This is a genomic window from Pseudomonas sp. MWU13-2862, from assembly GCF_023242495.1.
Classification (GTDB): Bacteria; Pseudomonadota; Gammaproteobacteria; order Pseudomonadales; family Pseudomonadaceae; genus Aquipseudomonas; species Aquipseudomonas gingeri_D.
Genome location: NZ_JALMEZ010000005.1, coordinates 1 through 17,742 on the forward strand (window position 1 = coordinate 1; position 17,742 = coordinate 17,742).

General features: G+C 58.5%; 16 protein-coding genes and 1 pseudogene. 6 read left to right on the forward strand and 11 right to left on the reverse strand.

All coding sequences use genetic code 11. The features are described from left to right. From M5C56_RS10285 to M5C56_RS10305, 5 genes and pseudogenes are all read right to left on the reverse strand, one after another. Positions 1-126, reverse strand: a pseudogene (locus M5C56_RS10285) (electron transfer flavoprotein subunit beta/FixA family protein); the annotation flags it as partial. A gap of 63 nt (positions 127-189) precedes the next feature. Continuing rightward, positions 190-1,392 (reverse strand): CaiB/BaiF CoA-transferase family protein, encoded by a 1,203-nt coding sequence (locus M5C56_RS10290; protein ID WP_177104816.1) that lies wholly within the window; start codon positions 1,390-1,392, stop codon positions 190-192. Positions 1,393-1,467: 75 nt separating this feature from the next. Further along, positions 1,468-2,631 (reverse strand): acyl-CoA dehydrogenase family protein, encoded by a 1,164-nt coding sequence (locus M5C56_RS10295; RefSeq protein WP_247263152.1) that lies wholly within the window; start codon positions 2,629-2,631, stop codon positions 1,468-1,470. A gap of 66 nt (positions 2,632-2,697) precedes the next feature. Then, complete coding sequence (locus tag M5C56_RS10300) at positions 2,698-3,294, reverse strand: thiamine pyrophosphate-dependent enzyme (RefSeq protein WP_103495577.1); 597 nt, start codon at positions 3,292-3,294, stop codon at positions 2,698-2,700. After that, the gene (locus M5C56_RS10305; RefSeq protein WP_103495578.1) at positions 3,282-3,821 is read right to left on the reverse strand and encodes a thiamine pyrophosphate-binding protein; all 540 of its coding nucleotides are present in this window, start codon (positions 3,819-3,821) and stop codon (positions 3,282-3,284) included. Before M5C56_RS10305 ends, M5C56_RS10300 begins: the two co-directional genes overlap by 13 nt. Positions 3,822-4,384: 563 nt before the next feature. Between M5C56_RS10305 and M5C56_RS10310 the strand changes: the two genes are divergently transcribed. Beyond that, positions 4,385-5,689, forward strand: a complete 1,305-nt coding sequence (locus M5C56_RS10310) for a dicarboxylate/amino acid:cation symporter (protein WP_103495579.1) — start codon at positions 4,385-4,387, stop codon at positions 5,687-5,689. 212 nt (positions 5,690-5,901) lie between these two features. Here M5C56_RS10310 and M5C56_RS10315 read toward each other — a convergent pair whose 3' ends face one another. From M5C56_RS10315 to M5C56_RS10330, 4 genes are all read right to left on the reverse strand, one after another. Continuing rightward, positions 5,902-6,564 (reverse strand): RraA family protein, encoded by a 663-nt coding sequence (locus M5C56_RS10315; protein ID WP_103495580.1) that lies wholly within the window; start codon positions 6,562-6,564, stop codon positions 5,902-5,904. An 80-nt stretch (positions 6,565-6,644) separates the two neighbouring features. Further along, the gene (locus M5C56_RS10320; RefSeq protein WP_103495581.1) at positions 6,645-7,991 is read right to left on the reverse strand and encodes an MFS transporter; all 1,347 of its coding nucleotides are present in this window, start codon (positions 7,989-7,991) and stop codon (positions 6,645-6,647) included. Between the two features lie 243 nt (positions 7,992-8,234). Further along, positions 8,235-9,131 (reverse strand): LysR family transcriptional regulator, encoded by an 897-nt coding sequence (locus M5C56_RS10325; RefSeq protein ID WP_103495582.1) that lies wholly within the window; start codon positions 9,129-9,131, stop codon positions 8,235-8,237. Between the two features lie 152 nt (positions 9,132-9,283). Continuing rightward, the gene (locus M5C56_RS10330) at positions 9,284-10,660 is read right to left on the reverse strand and encodes an MFS family transporter (protein ID WP_103495627.1); all 1,377 of its coding nucleotides are present in this window, start codon (positions 10,658-10,660) and stop codon (positions 9,284-9,286) included. A gap of 498 nt (positions 10,661-11,158) precedes the next feature. On the opposite strand from M5C56_RS10330, the gene M5C56_RS10335 reads away from it, so the two are divergent. Together M5C56_RS10335 and M5C56_RS10340 are read left to right on the forward strand one after the other, a co-directional pair. Further along, positions 11,159-12,100, forward strand: a complete 942-nt coding sequence (locus M5C56_RS10335; protein ID WP_247263151.1) for a LysR substrate-binding domain-containing protein — start codon at positions 11,159-11,161, stop codon at positions 12,098-12,100. An 86-nt stretch (positions 12,101-12,186) separates the two neighbouring features. Then, the gene (locus tag M5C56_RS10340) at positions 12,187-12,888 is read left to right on the forward strand and encodes an alpha/beta fold hydrolase (protein WP_103495583.1); all 702 of its coding nucleotides are present in this window, start codon (positions 12,187-12,189) and stop codon (positions 12,886-12,888) included. 30 nt (positions 12,889-12,918) lie between these two features. On the opposite strand, the gene M5C56_RS10345 is transcribed toward M5C56_RS10340, so the two are convergent. Beyond that, positions 12,919-13,800, reverse strand: coding sequence for a LysR family transcriptional regulator (locus M5C56_RS10345; protein WP_103495584.1), 882 nt, complete (start codon positions 13,798-13,800; stop codon positions 12,919-12,921). A 118-nt stretch (positions 13,801-13,918) separates the two neighbouring features. Here M5C56_RS10345 and M5C56_RS10350 point away from each other — a divergent pair, with 118 nt between their 5' ends. After that, positions 13,919-14,347, forward strand: coding sequence for an ester cyclase (locus M5C56_RS10350; protein ID WP_103495585.1), 429 nt, complete (start codon positions 13,919-13,921; stop codon positions 14,345-14,347). A gap of 197 nt (positions 14,348-14,544) precedes the next feature. On the opposite strand, the gene M5C56_RS10355 is transcribed toward M5C56_RS10350, so the two are convergent. Continuing rightward, positions 14,545-15,699, reverse strand: a complete 1,155-nt coding sequence (locus M5C56_RS10355) for an alpha-hydroxy acid oxidase (RefSeq protein WP_103495586.1) — start codon at positions 15,697-15,699, stop codon at positions 14,545-14,547. A 153-nt stretch (positions 15,700-15,852) separates the two neighbouring features. Between M5C56_RS10355 and M5C56_RS10360 the strand changes: the two genes are divergently transcribed. Both M5C56_RS10360 and M5C56_RS10365 read left to right on the forward strand, forming a co-directional pair. After that, positions 15,853-16,515: an RraA family protein gene (locus tag M5C56_RS10360; RefSeq protein ID WP_103495587.1), complete on the forward strand. Its 663-nt coding sequence runs from the start codon at positions 15,853-15,855 to the stop codon at positions 16,513-16,515. 7 nt (positions 16,516-16,522) lie between these two features. Continuing rightward, entirely contained in the window at positions 16,523-17,731 is a 1,209-nt protein-coding gene (locus tag M5C56_RS10365) for a pyridoxal phosphate-dependent aminotransferase (RefSeq protein WP_103495588.1), read from the forward strand. The last annotated feature ends 11 nt before the right edge of the window (positions 17,732-17,742 follow it).

A 17,742-nucleotide genomic window follows, 5' to 3' on the forward strand; every position in this document is an offset into this window, starting at 1 on the left:
CGCTATTTCGCAGAACGGGTTCATCGACATCTTGACGTTGGCGAGGTCGACGCCGGAATTGTCCGCCTTGACGCGGACCTTGACGTTGTAATCGACCACGCGTTTCACGGCTACCAGGATCTTCATTGGTCAGTGTTCTCTCGAAAATCTTTGATGGTTTCAGTCGGGCTGCGGATGATCAGGTCGCGACTAAATCGCCCCGGCGGCGCGCATTTGTTCAATGTGCTCCGTTCCCAGCCCTAGTTCCCTGAGCACCTGTTCGGTGTGTTGGCCCAGGCCCGGTACGGCGTCCATGCGGGATTCGAACGCGCTGTTGCTGCCGGGCGGGATCAGACTTGGAATGGGGCCCGCAGAGGTTTCAACCGTTCGCCAGCGTCCTCGGGCCTCAAGTTGTGGATGGCTCCAGACACCTTGCATGTCGTTCACTCGTGCATTGGCGATTTGAGCGCGGTCCAGGCGATCGATCACGGCGTCGAAGTTGAGCGTGGAGAACGACTCAATGATCAGTTCCCGTAGTGCGTTACGGTTTTCGACACGCTTGAAGTTGGCAGAGAAGCGCTCGTCTTTGGCCAGTTCGGGTTGAAGTAATACCTTCTCGCAAAACAGCTGCCATTCACGCTCGTTTTGCAGCCCCAGCATCACGGTGGTGCCGTCACCGACTGGGAAGGGGCCATAGGGGTAGATGGTGGCGTGCGCAGCACCAGCGCGCGGTGGTGGCGGTGCGCCGTTGTAGGCGTAGTACATCGGGTAGTTCATCCACTCGACCAGGCTTTCCAGCATGGACACGTCGAGGTGGCTGCCTTCGCCGGTGCGTTCACGCAACAGCAGCGCGGACAGGATGCCGGTGTAGGCGTACATGCCGGCCGCGATGTCGGCGATCGAGCATCCGGCCTTGGCCATTGCTTCATCGCCTGGGCCACCGGTGACCGAAAGAAATCCACCTTCGCTCTGGATCAACAGGTCATAGGCTTTTTTCTTTTCATAGGGACCACCGACGCCATAGCCTGAAATATCACACACAATCAGACGTGGAAAACGCTGATGCAAGGCCTCAAAGGACAACCCCATTCTTGCAGCCGCACCGGGTGCCAGGTTTTGCACCAGGACGTCGGCGCCGACCAGTAAGCGGTCCAACACTTCGCTGGCGGAATCCTGCTTCAGGTCCAGGGTCAGGCTCTCTTTCGAGCGATTGGTCCAGACGAAGTGCGAGGCCAGGCCGTTGACGCGTTGGTCGTAGCCTCTGGCGAAATCGCCGCTGCCTGGACGTTCGACCTTGATCACGCGCGCGCCGAGATCGGCCAGTTGTCGGGTGCAGAAGGGGGCGGCAATAGCATGCTCAAGGCTGACGACGGTGATGCCATCGAGTGGACGCGGACCTTTGGGTTGGCTCATGAGTGTTATCTCTCTGGTCATGGCTCCCCAGCGGCGCCTGCCTGGGCTGACGCGCCGGGTTGTTGCGCCGATCACTTAGAAGGAGCGCGGCAGTTCGAGCAGGTGCTCGGCCACGTAGGACAGGATCAGGTTGGTGGAGATCGGCGCCACCTGGTACAGGCGAGTCTCGCGGAACTTGCGCTCGACGTCGTATTCGCAGGCGAAACCAAAACCGCCGTGGGTCTGCAGACAGGCATTGGCCGCCTCCCAGGACGCCTTGGCCGCCAGGTACTTGGCCATGTTGGCGCTGGCCCCGGCGTTCTGGCCGCTGTCGTATTCCTTGCAGGCGCGCCAGCGCATCAGGTCGGCGGCCTCGATCTCGATATGGGCTTCGGCAATCGGGAACTGCACGCCCTGGTTCTGCCCGATGGGCCGGCCGAACACCACCCGGTCGCGGGCATAGGCGCTGGCTTTTTCGATAAACCAGCGACCGTCGCCGATGCACTCGGCGGCGATCAGCGTGCGTTCGGCATTCAGGCCGTCGAGGATGTAGCGAAAGCCCTTGCCTTCTTCGCCGATCAGGCTGTCAGCGGGGATTTCCAGGTTGTCGAAGAACAGCTCGTTGGTCTCGTGGTTGACCATATTGGCGATGGGCTGCACGGTCAGGCCGTTGCCGATGGCCTCGCGCAGGTCCACCAGGAAGATCGACATGCCCTCGGATTTCTTCTGCACCTCGGCCAGGGGCGTGGTCCGGGCCAGCAGGATCATCAGGTCGGAATGCTGGACCCGCGAGATCCAGACCTTCTGCCCATTGATCACGTACTTGTCGCCGCGCTTGACCGCGGTGGTCTTGATCCTGGTGGTGTCGGTGCCGGTGGTGGGCTCGGTGACGCCCATCGATTGCAGGCGCAACTCGCCGCTGGCCAGCTTCGGCAGGTAGAAGCGTTTCTGCGCCTCGCTGCCGTGGCGCAACAGGGTGAACATGTTGTACATCTGGCCGTGCACGGTGCCGGAGTTACCGCCGCAGCGGTTGACTTCCTCAAGGATCACCGAGGCTTCGGCCAGGCCCAGGCCGGAGCCGCCGTACTCTTCGGGAATCATTGCCGACAGCCAGCCGGCGTCGGTCAGGGCTTTGACGAAAGCTTCGGGGAAACCCTTTTCTTCATCGATCTTGCGCCAGTAGGCGGCATCGAATTCAGCGCACAGGGCACGAACACCCTCGCGAATGGCATTGAGTTCTTCAGAGTTGCGGTCAGTCATTATTATTCTCCTCAACGCGTCACGCACGGCATTGGCCCTGCGTGAGCGGGTTCGGGCATGGAGCAATCAGATCGGGTTGAAACCCAGCGCAGCGCGAAAGCGATTTTTGACGTAGTGACCATCACGCGGTGGCAGCACCCGTGGCGGGTTTTCCGCCTTGATCTTGATCGTCGCGAGCTTGACGCCATCGCGCGTTGCGAAGCGCTCGCGCAGGTTATGTACACCTTCCATGTCGCGGACTTCGTCGGTCCAGCTGAAGCCGCAGGTCTTCGCGACTTGATCGAGCTTGATGCCGAAGCCGGCATGGCTGACCTGCATGCCGGTTTCACCGAAATGGCCGTTGTCGAGCACGGCGATGGTCAGGTTGGCGGGCTTTTGCAGCGCAACGGTGGCCAGGGCGCCAAAGCCCATCAGCAGTTCACCATCACCGGTGACCACGATCACCGACTTGTCCGGCTGGGCGTTGGCCAGGCCCAGGCCGACGGTGATTGCGCTGCCCATGGCGGCCCAGAGGTAGTAATTCAGGTCATTGTCACCGGCCGCCATGACGTCGTAGGACGCCGACCCCAGGCCGGTCACGACCAGCACGTCTTTGCGGTCGGCCAGCAGAGCCTTGACCACTTCGCGACGGCACAGGGTGTGGTTTGCGCTTACTTGACCCATTTCTTTTCTCCAATCAGGCGCTGACCGAGCAGCAGGGCACAGGAAGAGTCACCGTTGAATGCCATGGTCGCCGCGCCGTGCAGCAGTGGGGCGACGTCTTTCGGATCATCGGCACGCCAGGTCATGACCTTCATCAGGTTCAGGGAGGCCTCGGTGGCCTGACCCATGGGGTTTTGCCAAGCGTTGAATTCGGCCCAGTCGCCGCGCATGGTGACCACCATCAGCAGCGGGAAGCCGGCGCAGACCTGAAGCGCCAGGGTGTTGATACAGTTGCCGACACCGCTGGATTGCATCAGCAGCGCACCCCGTTCGCCGCCGAGCCAGGCACCGGCGAGGTAGCCGATCCCTTCTTCTTCGGTGGTCAGGACCACGGCTTTGATGTCCGGGTCGGCATACGACATACGGATAGCGGCCGAGTGACCGGCATCCGGTACGAAGACCACATGTTTGACGTCGTGGGCCTTGAGTACGCGGAATACGTCCTCCTGCCAATCCGGCCCTACGGTTTGTTCAGCTTCTGTTGACATGCCAGTCTCCCAAGCGGTGCTGCTTTTGTGTTTTCACACATTCTGGGAGGGATGGAAGGCAGCGACGACTACCGTTTTTGTCTTTGAGATATGCCCATTTTCTATAGCTCGGCTGTGGAGTCGCTGGGTATTGGGAAATTGCGATAGCCATGCGTTATTGGAAGGATAAAACCTGATTGCTGTGGTGAGGACCAGGTTCAAGGCTTTAGTGTACGGCGATACAATTTAGGCATATCAGCTAGAGCGTGATCCGCTCTTATTAGGAAGGCAGGACTAGGGTAGTTTTCGGCTACGTCGTAACAGCACTTGGCCGACGCCACTACAACAATAAGATCCGAGGGTTACACCTATGTATAACAGCCTCTTGCAGTTGGCTTGCCCCGTCCTGTCCTCTGTCCATGATCTGTTTCACCCGCATCCACCCTCGGTCTGCCGGTACCGGCATTTCGCACTTGCCTTGTTCATTCCTTAGTTCGTCGGTTGCACACCGTCCTTTGATGGCTGTTGCCTGATCAAGGGATGTTGTTCCCGGCTATTTCCAGAAATACAACAACAGGTGCTCTATGAAAAACAGGCTACCGGCTGCGGCAGGCATTTTGATCGCCATGCTGCTGGGGATCTTTATCGGCTATATGATTTTCCTCAACTTCCCGGACAAGGCGATGGCCACCAAGGTGGCCGGTTACATCTCGATCGTCTCGGATATCTTCCTGCGTCTTATCAAAATGCTCATCGGCCCGCTGGTCTTCTCGACTCTGGTGGTGGGCATCGCGCATATGGGCGATGCTAGTGCTGTCGGCCGGGTATTCGGCAAAGCGCTGGGCTGGTTCGTCACGGCTTCATTGCTTTCATTGTCGGTGGGGCTGGTCATGGCCAACCTGCTGCAGCCCGGCCACAACCTGGGGTTGCCGTTGCCAGATGTGAGCAGCGCGACCAACCTGCAAACCTCGGTGTTCACCCTCAAGGATTTCGCCACGCACCTGGTGCCCAGATCTTTTGCGGAGGCTATGGCCACCAACGAAATTCTGCAGATCGTGGTGTTCTCGATTTTTTTTGGTGTCGCCTTGGCCTCCCTGGGAAAAAAGGCCGAGCGACTGGTGAATGTCATTGAGGATCTGTCCCATGCGATGTTGAAGGTCACTGGTTATGTGATGAAGCTTGCACCGCTGGCGGTGATGGCGGCCATGGCCGCGACCGTTGCGGTCAACGGGCTCTACATTCTGGTGAAGTTCGCGGTCTTCATGCGCGACTTCTATTTCGGGCTGATCGTGCTCTGGGCGATGCTGGTGTTTGCCGGCTGGATGTTTCTGGGGCGGCGTGTATTCAAATTGGTGGTGCTGATCAGAGAGGCTTTCCTTCTGTCTTTCGCCACGGCCAGTTCCGAGTCGGCTTACCCGAAGCTTCTCCACGCGCTGGATCGTTTTGGGGTCAAACGCAGGATCTCGAGTTTCGTCATGCCCATGGGCTATTCCTTCAACTTGGATGGCTCGATGATGTACTGCACATTCGCGGTATTGTTCATCGCCCAGGCGTATAGCATCGAGATGTCCATCGGTACCCAGATCAGCATGCTGTTGACGCTGATGCTCACCTCCAAAGGCATGGCTGGCGTGCCGCGTGCTTCGCTGGTGGTTATCGCCGCTACCCTGACCCAGTTCGATATTCCCGAAGCGGGTCTGCTACTGATTCTGGGGGTCGACACCTTCCTCGATATGGGCCGGTCGGCGACCAATGCCGTGGGCAACTCCATTGCAACGGCGGTAGTGGCCAAGTGGGAAGGGCAGTTGGTGAGCGAGGATGAGGCCGAACGCGCCGGTGCTGTGCTGGGGGCGTCGGATCGGGTCGGGGAGAAACCGCTGACGGTCTGATCCGTTCGGGGCACGGGTGCAGGATAAGAGGGTGAGCATTCACAAACGTGGTGGCTCACCCTTTTCGTTTATCCGAGGGAAGGTAGGTGACCACGCCAGCGGGTTATTGGTAAAGACGCAGGAGATGCACCTGCAGATATAAAAAAACCCTCACATTGCGCTGTCGTGGGCAGGCACAGTGAGGGCAAAAGGGAACGCGGTGCAGGTGACGCTCAGGACTTGCGTTGCAGGGTGTGGTAGCCCAGTGCCGATCTGGCTTCCCTGAGGGATTTTCCTTCAGTGAGCAAGGCCCGGATGTTGGCTTCCACGGCTTCGATCGCGCGGGCAGACGCAGCCACTTCACGGGCGCGATCCCGGGGCACGATGACCACGCCGTTGGCATCCGCGACCACGATGTCCCTGGCGCAGACGCGGGCTTGGCCGATGGAAACCGGCTGATTGACCGACTCGACTTCGACCCGATCCTTGCCGGTGCGCATGAACCGGCCTTTGCTGAACAACGGGTAGCCATCACCCAGAGCCTTGCTGACATCCCGGCAGACACCATCGATCACGGTCGCGGCAATCCGTTTACTCCCGGCATATTGGGTCATGATGTCACCCCAGACGGTGCAGTCGGTGCGTCCGTCGTTGTCGATGACCACCACATCGCCTTCCGCCACGTCGTCGATGAAGTCGCCGACCGTGCCGGGTGGGCAGCTGGCGGTGACGTAGCGCACGGTGAAAGCCGGGCCAACGACCACTTGGCGGTAGTTATCCAGGGGCATCACGCCCAGGCACTGGCCAGGCAGACCCAGTTTGTCCAGGGCATCGGACACTCCAGGCGTATCCAGACCTTCAAACAGTGCAACCAATTCTCTGTCTTGGGGGGACATGTGTAACTCCTCGCAGTGATGACAGCATCGTTCATGAACAAGCCGCTCAAACGAGCGGCCTGGTTTTATTCAAGGGGGCTTCAGCCAGGGGAACTTGATCTCGCCCGTGGCTCGGAAATGGTCAGCAAGAGGACGAAACTGATAAATGATCCGATCGCCAGCCAGGCAAAGACATAGTTCCAGCCATAGTTGTCCAGCAGCAGTCCGGTAATGAAGGGCGTGGCCGCGGCGCCCAATTGACCGATCATGTTCACGATGGCGTTGGAGATGGGGAACGTTTTTTTGGTGGTCAGTCCCATCGGGTAGACCATGTAGGAAGAGAAGCCCAGGCTGAGGACGACACCGGTCAGCATCAGCAATAACCCGTAGGGCAAAGGTTCGGCGGGTGAGTTTATCAGCAGGTACATCATCAGCGATGTACCCAGTGCCGACAGCAACATGCCGGGTTTTCGCCGCCCACCGAGCAGCCGATCCGAGCAGAAGCCGCCGATCAGGTTCCCGAGTACCGCACCCACCCATGGCGCCGCCGATACCAACCCCATGTTCATGATCGAGAATTGTTTGACGGTCATCAGGTAAGTTGGAATCCAGGCCAGCAATACACTGGAGACGCCCAGTTGAAAGCAGTAGCTGGTGGCGCAGCCCCAGATGTTCCAGGAGGCGAACACCTGCTTGTTGGTTTCCAGGGGGGCTTCATGACGAGCCCGTATGAGACGATCCAGTCTATCCAACCATGCCGGGGTCTTCTGGGGGCTGGTTTGCTGGGCCGTCTGGGTACTGTCGGTTTCTTCGGTAATGTAGTTGAGCTCGGCTTCGTTGACGAACCGGCTGCGGGAAGGGTGATTGGTGACCATGAAATACCAGACCACCGCGAGGACGATGCCGGGTACGGCGAAAAAGTAGAAGATTTCTCGCCAGCCCCAGACCGAAATAATCACGGCACAGAGTGGCGGTACGATCACGGGACCGAACTTGACGGCGGACAGGAATATCCCCGAAGCCGTACCTTTTTCTCGCGGGGGAAACCAATTGTTGATAGTCGTGGTCATGCTGATCGGCAGCGGACCTTCAGCGACGCCAAGGCCCAGGCGATACAGTTTAAGGGCAAACAGCGAGCTGGCCGTACCCACCAGGCCGGTCAGCAATGAGGTCAGTACCATGGCGCCTGGCAGGATCCTGCTGACCCCGAAACGGCCGAAGGCAAAGCCAGAAGGGATCTGTGCCAAGGCATAAGCCAATAGAAACATGCTAACCAAGCCACCGGCCTCAGCATTGCTCATATCGAACTCTTTACGAATAAATGGCAGGGCGACACCGAGGTTGGCCCTGTCGGCGGCAGCGATGGTGTAAATCAGGAAGATCAGGGCCGCAACCACCCAGCGGTAATGGCTACGCACAGCAGGTTTCATGACTTCAGGCAGGGACATGATGGTGGACCTTATTTTTCTATCGGTGTTGTCCAGCCAAAGTAGTGATTGTGACTCTGCAAAAAAAGCGACAAATACTCCTGCCAACAAATCGCTTTTATTGATGGGAGTGCACTGTGGAAGGCATGCTTTATAGCGTGCGCAGGCATAAAAAAACCGGGCTGAAGGCCCGGTTGCATGACGTGGGGAAGACCATCCTGTAGCGGGCTCCGCTTGCGCAAAAGCATCGCTCCTTGCGCTGGGCTACAACACCATGTGGCTGAAGTCACAGCACTGTGCCGCCAGACGCGCCACTTCGACGCTCAGGCCCTGAAGGCGATCGGCACGGTGTGCGGCGATGTAGTGGATGGGAGGCAATGGGGGCTCGGTTTCGATGATCTGCAACCGGCCCTGTTCCACCAGCGGTGAGAGGCACTGGCGAGGTAGGTAGCTGATGCCGATACCGGAGAGCGTCAGCCCCAGTTGGGCGATCAGGTAGTTGCTTTTGATCGTGCGGTTGACCCGGACATCGTTTTGGGCGAGCCAGCGCTCATAGATCAACCCGGTGCCGGAGCCACCGCCCTGGGTCAGTACGGTGTACGAGGAGATGGCCTGCATATTCATTACTCCGTTGCCCTGATGCAGTGAAGGCGCACACATCCAGGCGTTCTCCACCGAACTCAGCGGGGTGCTGACGAAACGGGCGTCGGCAAAAATGTCGGGCACGATGATCAGGTCGAGCTGATCGTTCTCCAATTTCGCCACCAACTCGGTGCTGAGTTCGATCGAAGGTTCCAGTACCACTTTGGGATAAGCGCTGCGGATGCCCTCGATCAGCACCGGTAGCCAAGTCATCGCGGTCAGTTCGGTGACGCCGATACGAAAGCGCCGGACCAGCACCTCCTTGGAACTGATGCGCTCAAGCAGGTAATCGCGTTGGCGCAGGATCTCCGAAGCCTGCTCGAACAGCTCCGTGCCTTTTTCCGTCAGGCGCGCACTGCGTTTGGAACGATCGAAAATGGGCATGTCAAAGGCGTCTTCCAGTTCCTGGATACGCTTGGAGACGGCTGACTGGGACATGTTCAGTTTCATGGCGGCGGATTCAAAGCTACCCAGTTCCACAATCCAGTAGATGGCTTCCAGTTGCTTGAACGTGATCATTGCTCAGGCTCGATTGAGAAAAAGTGATCCATTATTAATGAAATACATCGAGTCTGCCGAACCATAAAGCGAAACCCGGCGATGACCGGGTTCGTTCACATCCATTTGGATCGTCTCGGCCCCTTCAAAAACCCTTTGTAAGGGGCAGGGCGTCAAACCCGGGCAACATGCGGTTTTGTGTGCCCTTGCAGTCCGGTACGTTCTTCAATCTCACCGCTGCCGCTGATATACCCATAGCGCGACAGATTCGGCATCAACATCGAGGCGATGAACGTAATGGTTACGATCGCAGCGACGTAGAAGAAGAAATACTCCTCTATCCCCTGTGATCGAAGCGACAAGGCGACGTATTCGGCGGTGCCACCGAACACTGCATTGCCGACGGCATAGGGAAAGCCCACACCCAATGCACGTACCGCCGGGGGGAAGAGCTCGGCTTTGACGATCCCGGCAATCGGGGTGTAGAGCGACGCAATGGCCAGGCCTCCAAATACCAGCAGGAACGCCGTAAACGGGCTTTTGACCGACTGCAGGGAATAGAGCAGGGGAACCACCAGCAGCATGGCCAATCCTGAAAACATCAGCATGTGCGCCTTGATCCCAATACGGTCTGCGAGCAAGCCAAACAGTGGCTGGCAGAACATGAAACCGACCAGGGCTGCTGTCATGATGAAGCTGACTGTTTCCGGGCTGAAGCCTGCGGAGATCACCAGGAACTTCTGCATGTAGGTGGTGAAGGTGTAGAAGTACAGCGAGCCGCCGATGGTGAATGCCACCACCAGCGCGACGGCCCGTTTGTGTTTGAACATGCCGCGCAAGGAACCGGCATCTTTGCGGGCCATGTCTTTTTTGCTGGCGGTTTCATGCATCGAGCGCCGCAGATACACCACGACGATTGAACTCAGGGCACCGATGAAGAACGGAATCCGCCAGCCCCATGTGTGCAATTGCTCGGCACTGAGGGTCTGCTGGAGAATGACCACGGTCATCAAGGCCAACAGTTGACCTGCGATGATGGTGAGGTACTGGAAGGAGCCATAGAAGCAGCGACGGCCGGGTGTCGCGATTTCGCTGATGTAGGTGGCGCCGGTGCCGTACTCCGCGCCGACCGACAACCCCTGGATCAACCTGGCGGCCACGAGCAGAATCGGTGCTGCAACCCCTAGGGTGTCGTAGGTTGGCATGATGGCAATCAACAGTGAACCGGCGCACATCATGAACACCGAGATGATCATCGAGGCCTTGCGGCCGCGAGTGTCGGCGAGCCAGCCGAAAATCCAGCCGCCGAGTGGGCGCATAAAAAAACCAACAGCAAAAACACCGGCGGTTGCCAGTAGTTGGCTGGTGGTGTCCCCTTTGGGGAAAAACGAAGCGGCGAAGTAGATGGCGGTATAGGCGTAAATGAAAAAGTCGTACCACTCCACCAGGTTGCCTGAGCAGGCACCGATGATTGCCTTTATGCGGCTTGGGGTATCCACGGGGCCGGTCTGGGCCACGTGGTTTTTCGAGCCTGTGATAGATGTCGACATGATGTTCACCCTTTCTTCAAGGCGAGGCGATACGAGGCGCACGCTAATGCGTGTCCGACGTGACTGACTCGATGGATTGATCGGCTTAACGAAGAGGCGTGAGTCCGCTCTCTGTCCGGTTTTCTGAAGAGAAGGGGGAGGGAGGATGCACGAGGGAGGCAAACGGCCCGTGGCCCAGAAAACTCGAATAAGCCAGGTCAGAACAAACGGTGGAAATCATGGCGCGAGCCCTCGAATCTTATTCTTGTAGTGAGTCGAGCGCTCTTCGGCGCTGACGTTGATTGCACGCTACCGCAGAGTGAGGAGGGCAATAAGCCGTCAAGCAGGCCTAACTGATATACCCAAATTCTATAGCTGGGCGTGCAGCCCTGGCAGGTAGGGGGATACAGCCCGCTCGAAGGCCGCCAAGCCCCGCAGCGCGTGGTGTGCAGGGCACTCCAAGGCTTGTAAATACGGATACACTGATTAACACTTTCGGCGCATATCGCGCCGAACTCGATGCTGACTGGCCCGGTAATGGATGTTGTTCAACTCAAAACCTTGATTCATGTGGCCGAGCTGGGCAGTCTCAGCAAAGCCTCGGACCGTCTTCATATCGCGCAACCGGCACTCAGCCGGCAAATCAGAATGTTGGAGAAAGAGCTCGGCGCCTACCTGTTCGAACGACACGGACGCGGGATGGAAATTACCGATGTCGGCCGCGAAGTGCTGGCTCACGCGACTCGTATCATGGAGGAAATGGAGTCGATTCGGAGTTCGGTCGTCGGTGGCAGGTCGTCTTTCCGCGGAACGGTTGTCATCGGTACAACGCCGACAGTTGCCCAGATTGTCACTGTACCGCTGGTGCGCAAGATCCGTGAGGCGCATCCCAATCTTGCCGTCAGGTTTTCTTCGGCCTTCAGCGGTTACTTGCTCGATTGGGTTCAGCGCGGTGAGTTGGAGCTGGCCATTTCCTACGACCCTCAACCGCTGCATACGCTTCGAATCGTGCCGGTGATGATGGAGAACCTGCTGCTGGTTGGCCCCGCCAGTGCCAACTTGCGCATCGATACGCCGGTGTCCTTCGAGTCTTTGGCCGAGCAGCAGTTGATATTGCCCAGTGCTCGACATGGCCTTCGCGTGATCATGGACAACTGTGCGCGGGAAGTCGGGATCAAGCTCAAGACCAGTATTGAGGCAGACTCGTTTGGCGCGATGATCGATCTGGTTCGCCATGGCTTCGGTTTGACGGCCTTGCCACTGGCGTCTATCTATTCGCAGGTCGAAGCCGGCGAGCTGTGCGCGGCGCCGTTAGTGGATCCCGTGCCCATGCGCAAACTGGTTCAGGTTTTTCCGGCGGACAGACGCGTCAGTCCCGCAGCTAAATTTGTTGGCGATGCCTTTATCGAAATTGCCGCTGATCTGGTCGATCGAAAAATTTGGGCGGGATACATGCTTTGAGTCATTGGCTGATGTGTCTGCCCTGTGCGTCGGCCCCCTGCAATGATTGACCATCTTTGACCAACACCTTTTGAGGGAGTCCCCCGTTGGCCTTCAACAATACGCCACTCGTACTCATTCCCGGATTGCTATGTGATGAGCGTCTATGGGCGCATCAAAAGGCTGCACTGGAACGCGCCAGGCCCATCTGCATTCCCAATGTCTCACTCGACGCCAGCATTGCGCAGATGGCGGAGCGAGTACTGGATGAGGCCCCTGCGTGTTTTGCACTGGCGGCCTTGTCCATGGGCGGTTATGTGGCCATGGAAATCATGCGCCGGGCGCCTGGGCGGGTGATGAAACTGGCCCTGATAGATACCATGGTGCGACCGGATGATGAGGCCCGAGCCAAAGCGCGACGCGGCCTGCTGAGTCTTGCCGAACTTGGCCGGTTCAAGGGGGTGACGCCACAACTTTTGCCCAAGCTCATGCATCCCCGTTGCATCGGTACCGCTGTTGCGGACACCGTCCAGGCAATGGCGCACGCGATAGGCAAGGACGGTTTCGTTCGGCAGCAACAGGCAATTATCGACCGCGCGGACTACCGACCCGTACTGGAAACGATTGCAGTACCTACCTTGATCGTGGTGGGTGAAAACGACGAGATCACGCCGCCGGTGGAGTCAGAAGAAATCCATCGGGGCATACCGCATTCACGTCTGGTTGTGCTGGCTGAATGTGGACATCTGCCACCGCTCGAGTATCCGCAGTTGACGACGCAACTGCTGAGTCGATGGCTTGATGTGTAGTTGTCCTGATGGACGTCATGGTCGGTCCGATCAACTGAAGGCGTCCAGGGAAAACTCGATAAAGCTGCGCAGCTTCGGGGTGACACGACGGTCGGGGGCATATAGCAGGTGCATCGGACGCGTCGGCACTTTGTACTCCGGCAGCAGTTCGATCAGCGTACCTTCGATCAAGGCTTCGCGTACCAACTCCACGGGCTGCAGCAGGATACCCAGGCCTGCCAGTGCCGCGCAGAGCAATGGCTCGCCGTGGTCCACCATGAGTCGGCTTGACACGGGGACCACAACGCGTCCTTCCGGCCCATCGAAGGTCCAGTGTGTGCGCAACTCGGTATGGGTAAATCCCAGGCAAGCATGGACTTGCAGGTCCCGAGGGCTGTTCAGTGGTGGATGCTCGGCAAGATAGGACGGAGCAGCACAGAGCGTCAGGCGGTATGGCGCCAGAGGGCGAGCGATCAATCCGCTATCGGAAAGCGTGCCGATGCGAAACACAACGTCATACCCCTCGTCCACCAGATCAACCGCGCGATTGCTCAGCGTGAGCTCAACGTCGACCTTGGGGTGCTTCTTCATGAACTCCGGCAGTCGCGGTGCCAACGTGTGCATGCCGAAGCTGACCGGCGCATTAACGCGCAGCTTGCCCGTCGGCAGTGCGCGGGTCTCGGCGGCCAGGTTTTCGGCCGCATCCACTTCAGCCAGAATGATTCGCGCCCGTTCGTAGAACGCTCGACCGAAGTCGGTCAGGCTCTGTCGGCGGGTCGTACGTGTGAGCAGGCGGACCCCCAGGCGGGCTTCCAATGCTTGCACATGCTTGCCAACCCGTTGAGAGGACATCTGTAACGCCTCGCCTGCCGCACTGAACGAGCCCAAGTCCACAGACTTCACAAAGACTGACAAGCTTGTGAGTCGATCCATTACAAACCCTGCGTTTCAAATGATGATTCATTCTAGGTATTTATCGCAGGCAGGCACAGGTTCAGGATGCCTTTTCTCGTTTCGCATCTGTCAACAGTCTTTCCCAAGAGGTTTTTAAATGAGCATCAATCAAAACAAGGACGCGATGTCGCGATTCCTGGGGTTTATCAATAACGGTAGCGAATCTCTCGCGCGCGAAATCGTCTCTCCAGACGCCATTTTCCACGTGCCGGGGCGAGCAGAAGCGCTCAAGGGGCCCGCAGGGTACCTGGATATCCTTGCCATGATGCGCGCCGGTTTCCCAGACATCCAATGGACGCTTGAGGAGCTTATTGCGGAGGATGACAAGGTCGCCGCACGCTTTATCATGCGGGGGACTCACCTCGGTCACTTTTTCGGCGTAGCGCCCACCGGTAGGAAAATTGAGGTGCAGGCCATGAATTTCTATCGGTTCCTGGATGGCAAGGTCATCGAGGAGCGCGGACAGCCCGACCTCCTTGGCCTGTTGCAACAAATTGGGGCCGTCCCGGGCCAAGCATCTAACTGAAGCCTGGAAGCTCCATGGTCAAGGCCAATCCCCCGGCACCGGGAGTTCCTCTGGCCTGCGGCTACAGCTGACCTCGGTTGCTTAAGACTCGGATAACATCACTTTTTTTCCAGAAATCGAGCTGGAAAGCGCTGTGCTCCGAATGATTGCCGAACAATCGATAGCGTGGAGAAATCACAGCGCTCAAACCACAATACTCAATGTGCTAGCAGGTTCTCGACACCCAGATCCTCGGGCCTGGCGACACCGAGCAGACCCAGATCGCGCTTGAGTTCAGCGCCGATGAGTTTGAGTGCATGCCGCACGCCTGCTTCGCCGGCCACGGTCGCGGCGTAGTTGAACGGCCGCCCGATAAAGACCGCCTTGGCCCCCAGCGCCATGGCTTTCATGGCATCGGTGCCCCGGCGCACGCCGCTGTCGAGCATCACCGTCATATCCGGTACCGCCTCCACGATACGCGGCAGGATTTTCAGGGGGGCCACGCTCCCATCCAGTTGCCGCCCGCCGTGATTCGACACAATCACCGCGTCGGCGCCGATGTGTTGGGCCTTCACCGCATCCCGCGGGTTCAGGATGCCCTTGATGATCAACTTGCCCTTCCAGCGGCGACGAATGTCGATGACATGCTCCCAGGTGAGATGGCCTCGGTCCGAAAAGTCCCGCAGTACATTTCTTGAGAGGATAGGCGCGCCGCGAGTCGCGTAATTGTTCTCGAAATGCGGCATCCCGTGAACGATCAAGGTCCGCAAAAATGTTCCGAGCAACCACCTGGGGTGCAGAAGCCCTTGAGCGGCCAATCCCAGGCTCGGACGAAGCGGCGTCGAAAAGCCGGCCCTGATGTTGTTTTCCCGGTTGGCGGCTACCGGCGTGTCGACCGTCAGCACCAGGGTTTCAACACCGGCGGCGGCGACCCGATCAATCAGCGCATTGATCTGTTTCCCCTCTCCCGGGAGATAGGCCTGGAACCAGGTACCCGGCGCTTGCTCCATCACCTCTTCCAGGCGGATCAATGAAGAGCCACTCATGATGCACGGTACCTTCGCCTGGGCCGCCGCGCGGGCCAGCACGATATCGCCGCGGTAGCTGGTCAGCGCGGAGATACCCATGGGCGCAATGCCGATCGGAGACGAATAGGTTTCGCCAAGCAACCTCACCGACGTATCGACATGCGCCACGTCCACCAGCGCGTTTGGCAGGAAGCTGTAGTCCAGGAATGATGCGCGGTTTGCGATGGCCGAGAGTTCGTCTTCAACAGCGCCTGATACATAGGCGAAGAGCGGTGTGGGCAACAGGCGCCGCGCCAGGGGCTCGAAATCCTGAAGTGAAAGACAGCGGTGCAAGGGGCAGGGCATAAGGCTCATCCTGGAGGCGTGGGCTGCGGTACGGCTTTAATATGATTACTAAAAGAGATGCTAAAGCATAGATAAATATCGCTAAAAGTATTTTTTGATTCTCCCTAAGATCAGGTTGTCGTGAAAGCACACCTAATAACACCGGGAGATATCATGTTACTTCCAGGCACCCGTATCGAACCATCACCTGCACTTGCTTCTGATTCCTTGATCAAAGCATTTGCCTCTGTCGTGACACCTCATATCAGCGACAACATGGGGCGCCATATCGGTGCCCGTAGCCTGACGCGCTACAATCGCACAGGCAAGCTCGTCGGTACCGCACTGACGGTCAAGACCCGTCCAGGCGACAACCTCTACATCTACAAAGCGCTGATGATGTTGAAGCCCGGCCACGTGCTGGTGGTGGATGGGCAAGGCGATACCAACAACGCGGTGATCGGCGAGTTGATCAAGTTGTATGCCCTGCAACGGGGTTGCGTCGGCTTTGTCATCGACGGCGCGATTCGTGATGTGGCGTGTTTTGAGAACACTCCATGCTATGCCAGAACGGTCGTGCACTGCGGGCCCTACAAGACGGGGCCGGGCGAGATCAATGTGCCGGTGTCCATTGGCGGGATGGTGATCAACCCGGGGGACATCGTTGTCGGTGATGAAGACGGCTTGGTGGCGTTCTCCCAAGAGGCCGCCGAGGGCGTGTTGGCGAAAGCCCGTGAACACGAAGCACACGAAGAGCGGGTGAAGGCAGAGATCGCGACCCAAGCGATCGAACAGTCGTGGATCACCAATGCCCTCGTCAAAGCCGGCCTGATGTGAGGCAACCATGAGCACAGCACTGCTTTCCCAGCGGGTCTTGAGCATTGCCCCTTCGCCCAGCATAGCGGCCAATGCCTTGGTCGCCACGCTACGGGCGCAAGGTCGCGACATCGTGAACTTCACCGTTGGTGAGCCCGACCTCGATACGCCAGCGCATATCATGGAGGCTGCCAAAGCGGCGATATCGGCGGGTGAAACCCACTACACCAACACACTCGGCACGCCAGCGCTACGCAAGGCGATCGTGACCAAGCTGCAGCGTGACAACGGCCTTGAATACACCCTCGATCAGGTGGTGGCGGCTGCCGGTGGCAAACAGATCATCTTCGAAGCGCTGGCGGCCACCCTCGACCCTGAAGACGAAGTGATTGTTCATACCCCTTACTGGGTGTCGTATCCAGACATCGCCAAGCTGAACGGCGGGACTCCCGTTGTCATCGTCGGCAATGAAACCAACGGGTTCAAGCTGACAGCGGCGCAGCTGGACGCTGCCATTACCCCACGCACGAAATGGCTGATCCTCAACTCGCCGAACAATCCGAGTGGGGCCGTCTACACCTTGGAAGAGTTACAAGCCCTCGCCCAAGTGCTTCGCCGTCATCCCCATGTGCTGGTCATGGCCGATGAGATCTACGAACACTTCGTCTACACCGAGGGCGGACATGTCTCCTTTCCCAAGGCAGCACCCGATCTGAAGGAGCGGACGCTGGTTGTGAACGGGGCTTCGAAGGGCTATGCCATGACCGGCTGGCGATTGGGCTTTGGCGCAGGCCCTGCCTGGCTGATCGCGGCCATCGGCAAGCTGCTCTCGCAAACCACCACGTGCCCCAGCTCGATCAGCCAGGCCGCTGCCGTGGCGGCCTTTGTCGGCGACCAGGCGCCTGTTCGCGCCATGGCAAGTCTCTACCGCAAACGCCGCGATCTGATGCTGGACTTGTTGTCCGGTATCCCCGGCCTGACGTGCGTGACGCCGGACGGTGCGTTCTACGTATTTGCCAATGTGCAAGGGCTGCTTGGTCGCCAAGTCCCGCAGGGCTATGTGCTGCAGACGGATGCCGACGTGGTTCGCTACTGGCTTGAAGATGCCGGTGTTGCGACGGTGGTCGGCGATGCATATGGCCTCAGCCCGTACGTGCGTCTCTCTTTCGCAAGCGGCGAGACATTGATCCGGGAAGGTTGCGCACGTATCAGGAAAGCCAGCGAAGCGTTGCGCTGATTGGCCGACTA

What these genes read in the sequence shown, in the direction of transcription:
- M5C56_RS10290 (WP_177104816.1), bottom strand. Translation starts at nt 1,392, where the DNA reads ATGAGCCAACCCAAAGGTCCGCGTCCACTCGATGGCATCACCGTCGTC.
- M5C56_RS10295 (WP_247263152.1), bottom strand. Translation starts at nt 2,631, where the DNA reads ATGACTGACCGCAACTCTGAAGAACTCAATGCCATTCGCGAGGGTGTT.
- M5C56_RS10300 (WP_103495577.1), bottom strand. Translation starts at nt 3,294, where the DNA reads ATGGGTCAAGTAAGCGCAAACCACACCCTGTGCCGTCGCGAAGTGGTC.
- M5C56_RS10305 (WP_103495578.1), bottom strand. Translation starts at nt 3,821, where the DNA reads ATGTCAACAGAAGCTGAACAAACCGTAGGGCCGGATTGGCAGGAGGAC.
- M5C56_RS10310 (WP_103495579.1), top strand. Translation starts at nt 4,385, where the DNA reads ATGAAAAACAGGCTACCGGCTGCGGCAGGCATTTTGATCGCCATGCTG.
- M5C56_RS10315 (WP_103495580.1), bottom strand. Translation starts at nt 6,564, where the DNA reads ATGTCCCCCCAAGACAGAGAATTGGTTGCACTGTTTGAAGGTCTGGAT.
- M5C56_RS10320 (WP_103495581.1), bottom strand. Translation starts at nt 7,991, where the DNA reads ATGTCCCTGCCTGAAGTCATGAAACCTGCTGTGCGTAGCCATTACCGC.
- M5C56_RS10325 (WP_103495582.1), bottom strand. Translation starts at nt 9,131, where the DNA reads ATGATCACGTTCAAGCAACTGGAAGCCATCTACTGGATTGTGGAACTG.
- M5C56_RS10330 (WP_103495627.1), bottom strand. Translation starts at nt 10,660, where the DNA reads ATGTCGACATCTATCACAGGCTCGAAAAACCACGTGGCCCAGACCGGC.
- M5C56_RS10335 (WP_247263151.1), top strand. Translation starts at nt 11,159, where the DNA reads ATGCTGACTGGCCCGGTAATGGATGTTGTTCAACTCAAAACCTTGATT.
- M5C56_RS10345 (WP_103495584.1), bottom strand. Translation starts at nt 13,800, where the DNA reads ATGGATCGACTCACAAGCTTGTCAGTCTTTGTGAAGTCTGTGGACTTG.
- M5C56_RS10350 (WP_103495585.1), top strand. Translation starts at nt 13,919, where the DNA reads ATGAGCATCAATCAAAACAAGGACGCGATGTCGCGATTCCTGGGGTTT.
- M5C56_RS10355 (WP_103495586.1), bottom strand. Translation starts at nt 15,699, where the DNA reads ATGCCCTGCCCCTTGCACCGCTGTCTTTCACTTCAGGATTTCGAGCCC.
- M5C56_RS10360 (WP_103495587.1), top strand. Translation starts at nt 15,853, where the DNA reads ATGTTACTTCCAGGCACCCGTATCGAACCATCACCTGCACTTGCTTCT.
- M5C56_RS10365 (WP_103495588.1), top strand. Translation starts at nt 16,523, where the DNA reads ATGAGCACAGCACTGCTTTCCCAGCGGGTCTTGAGCATTGCCCCTTCG.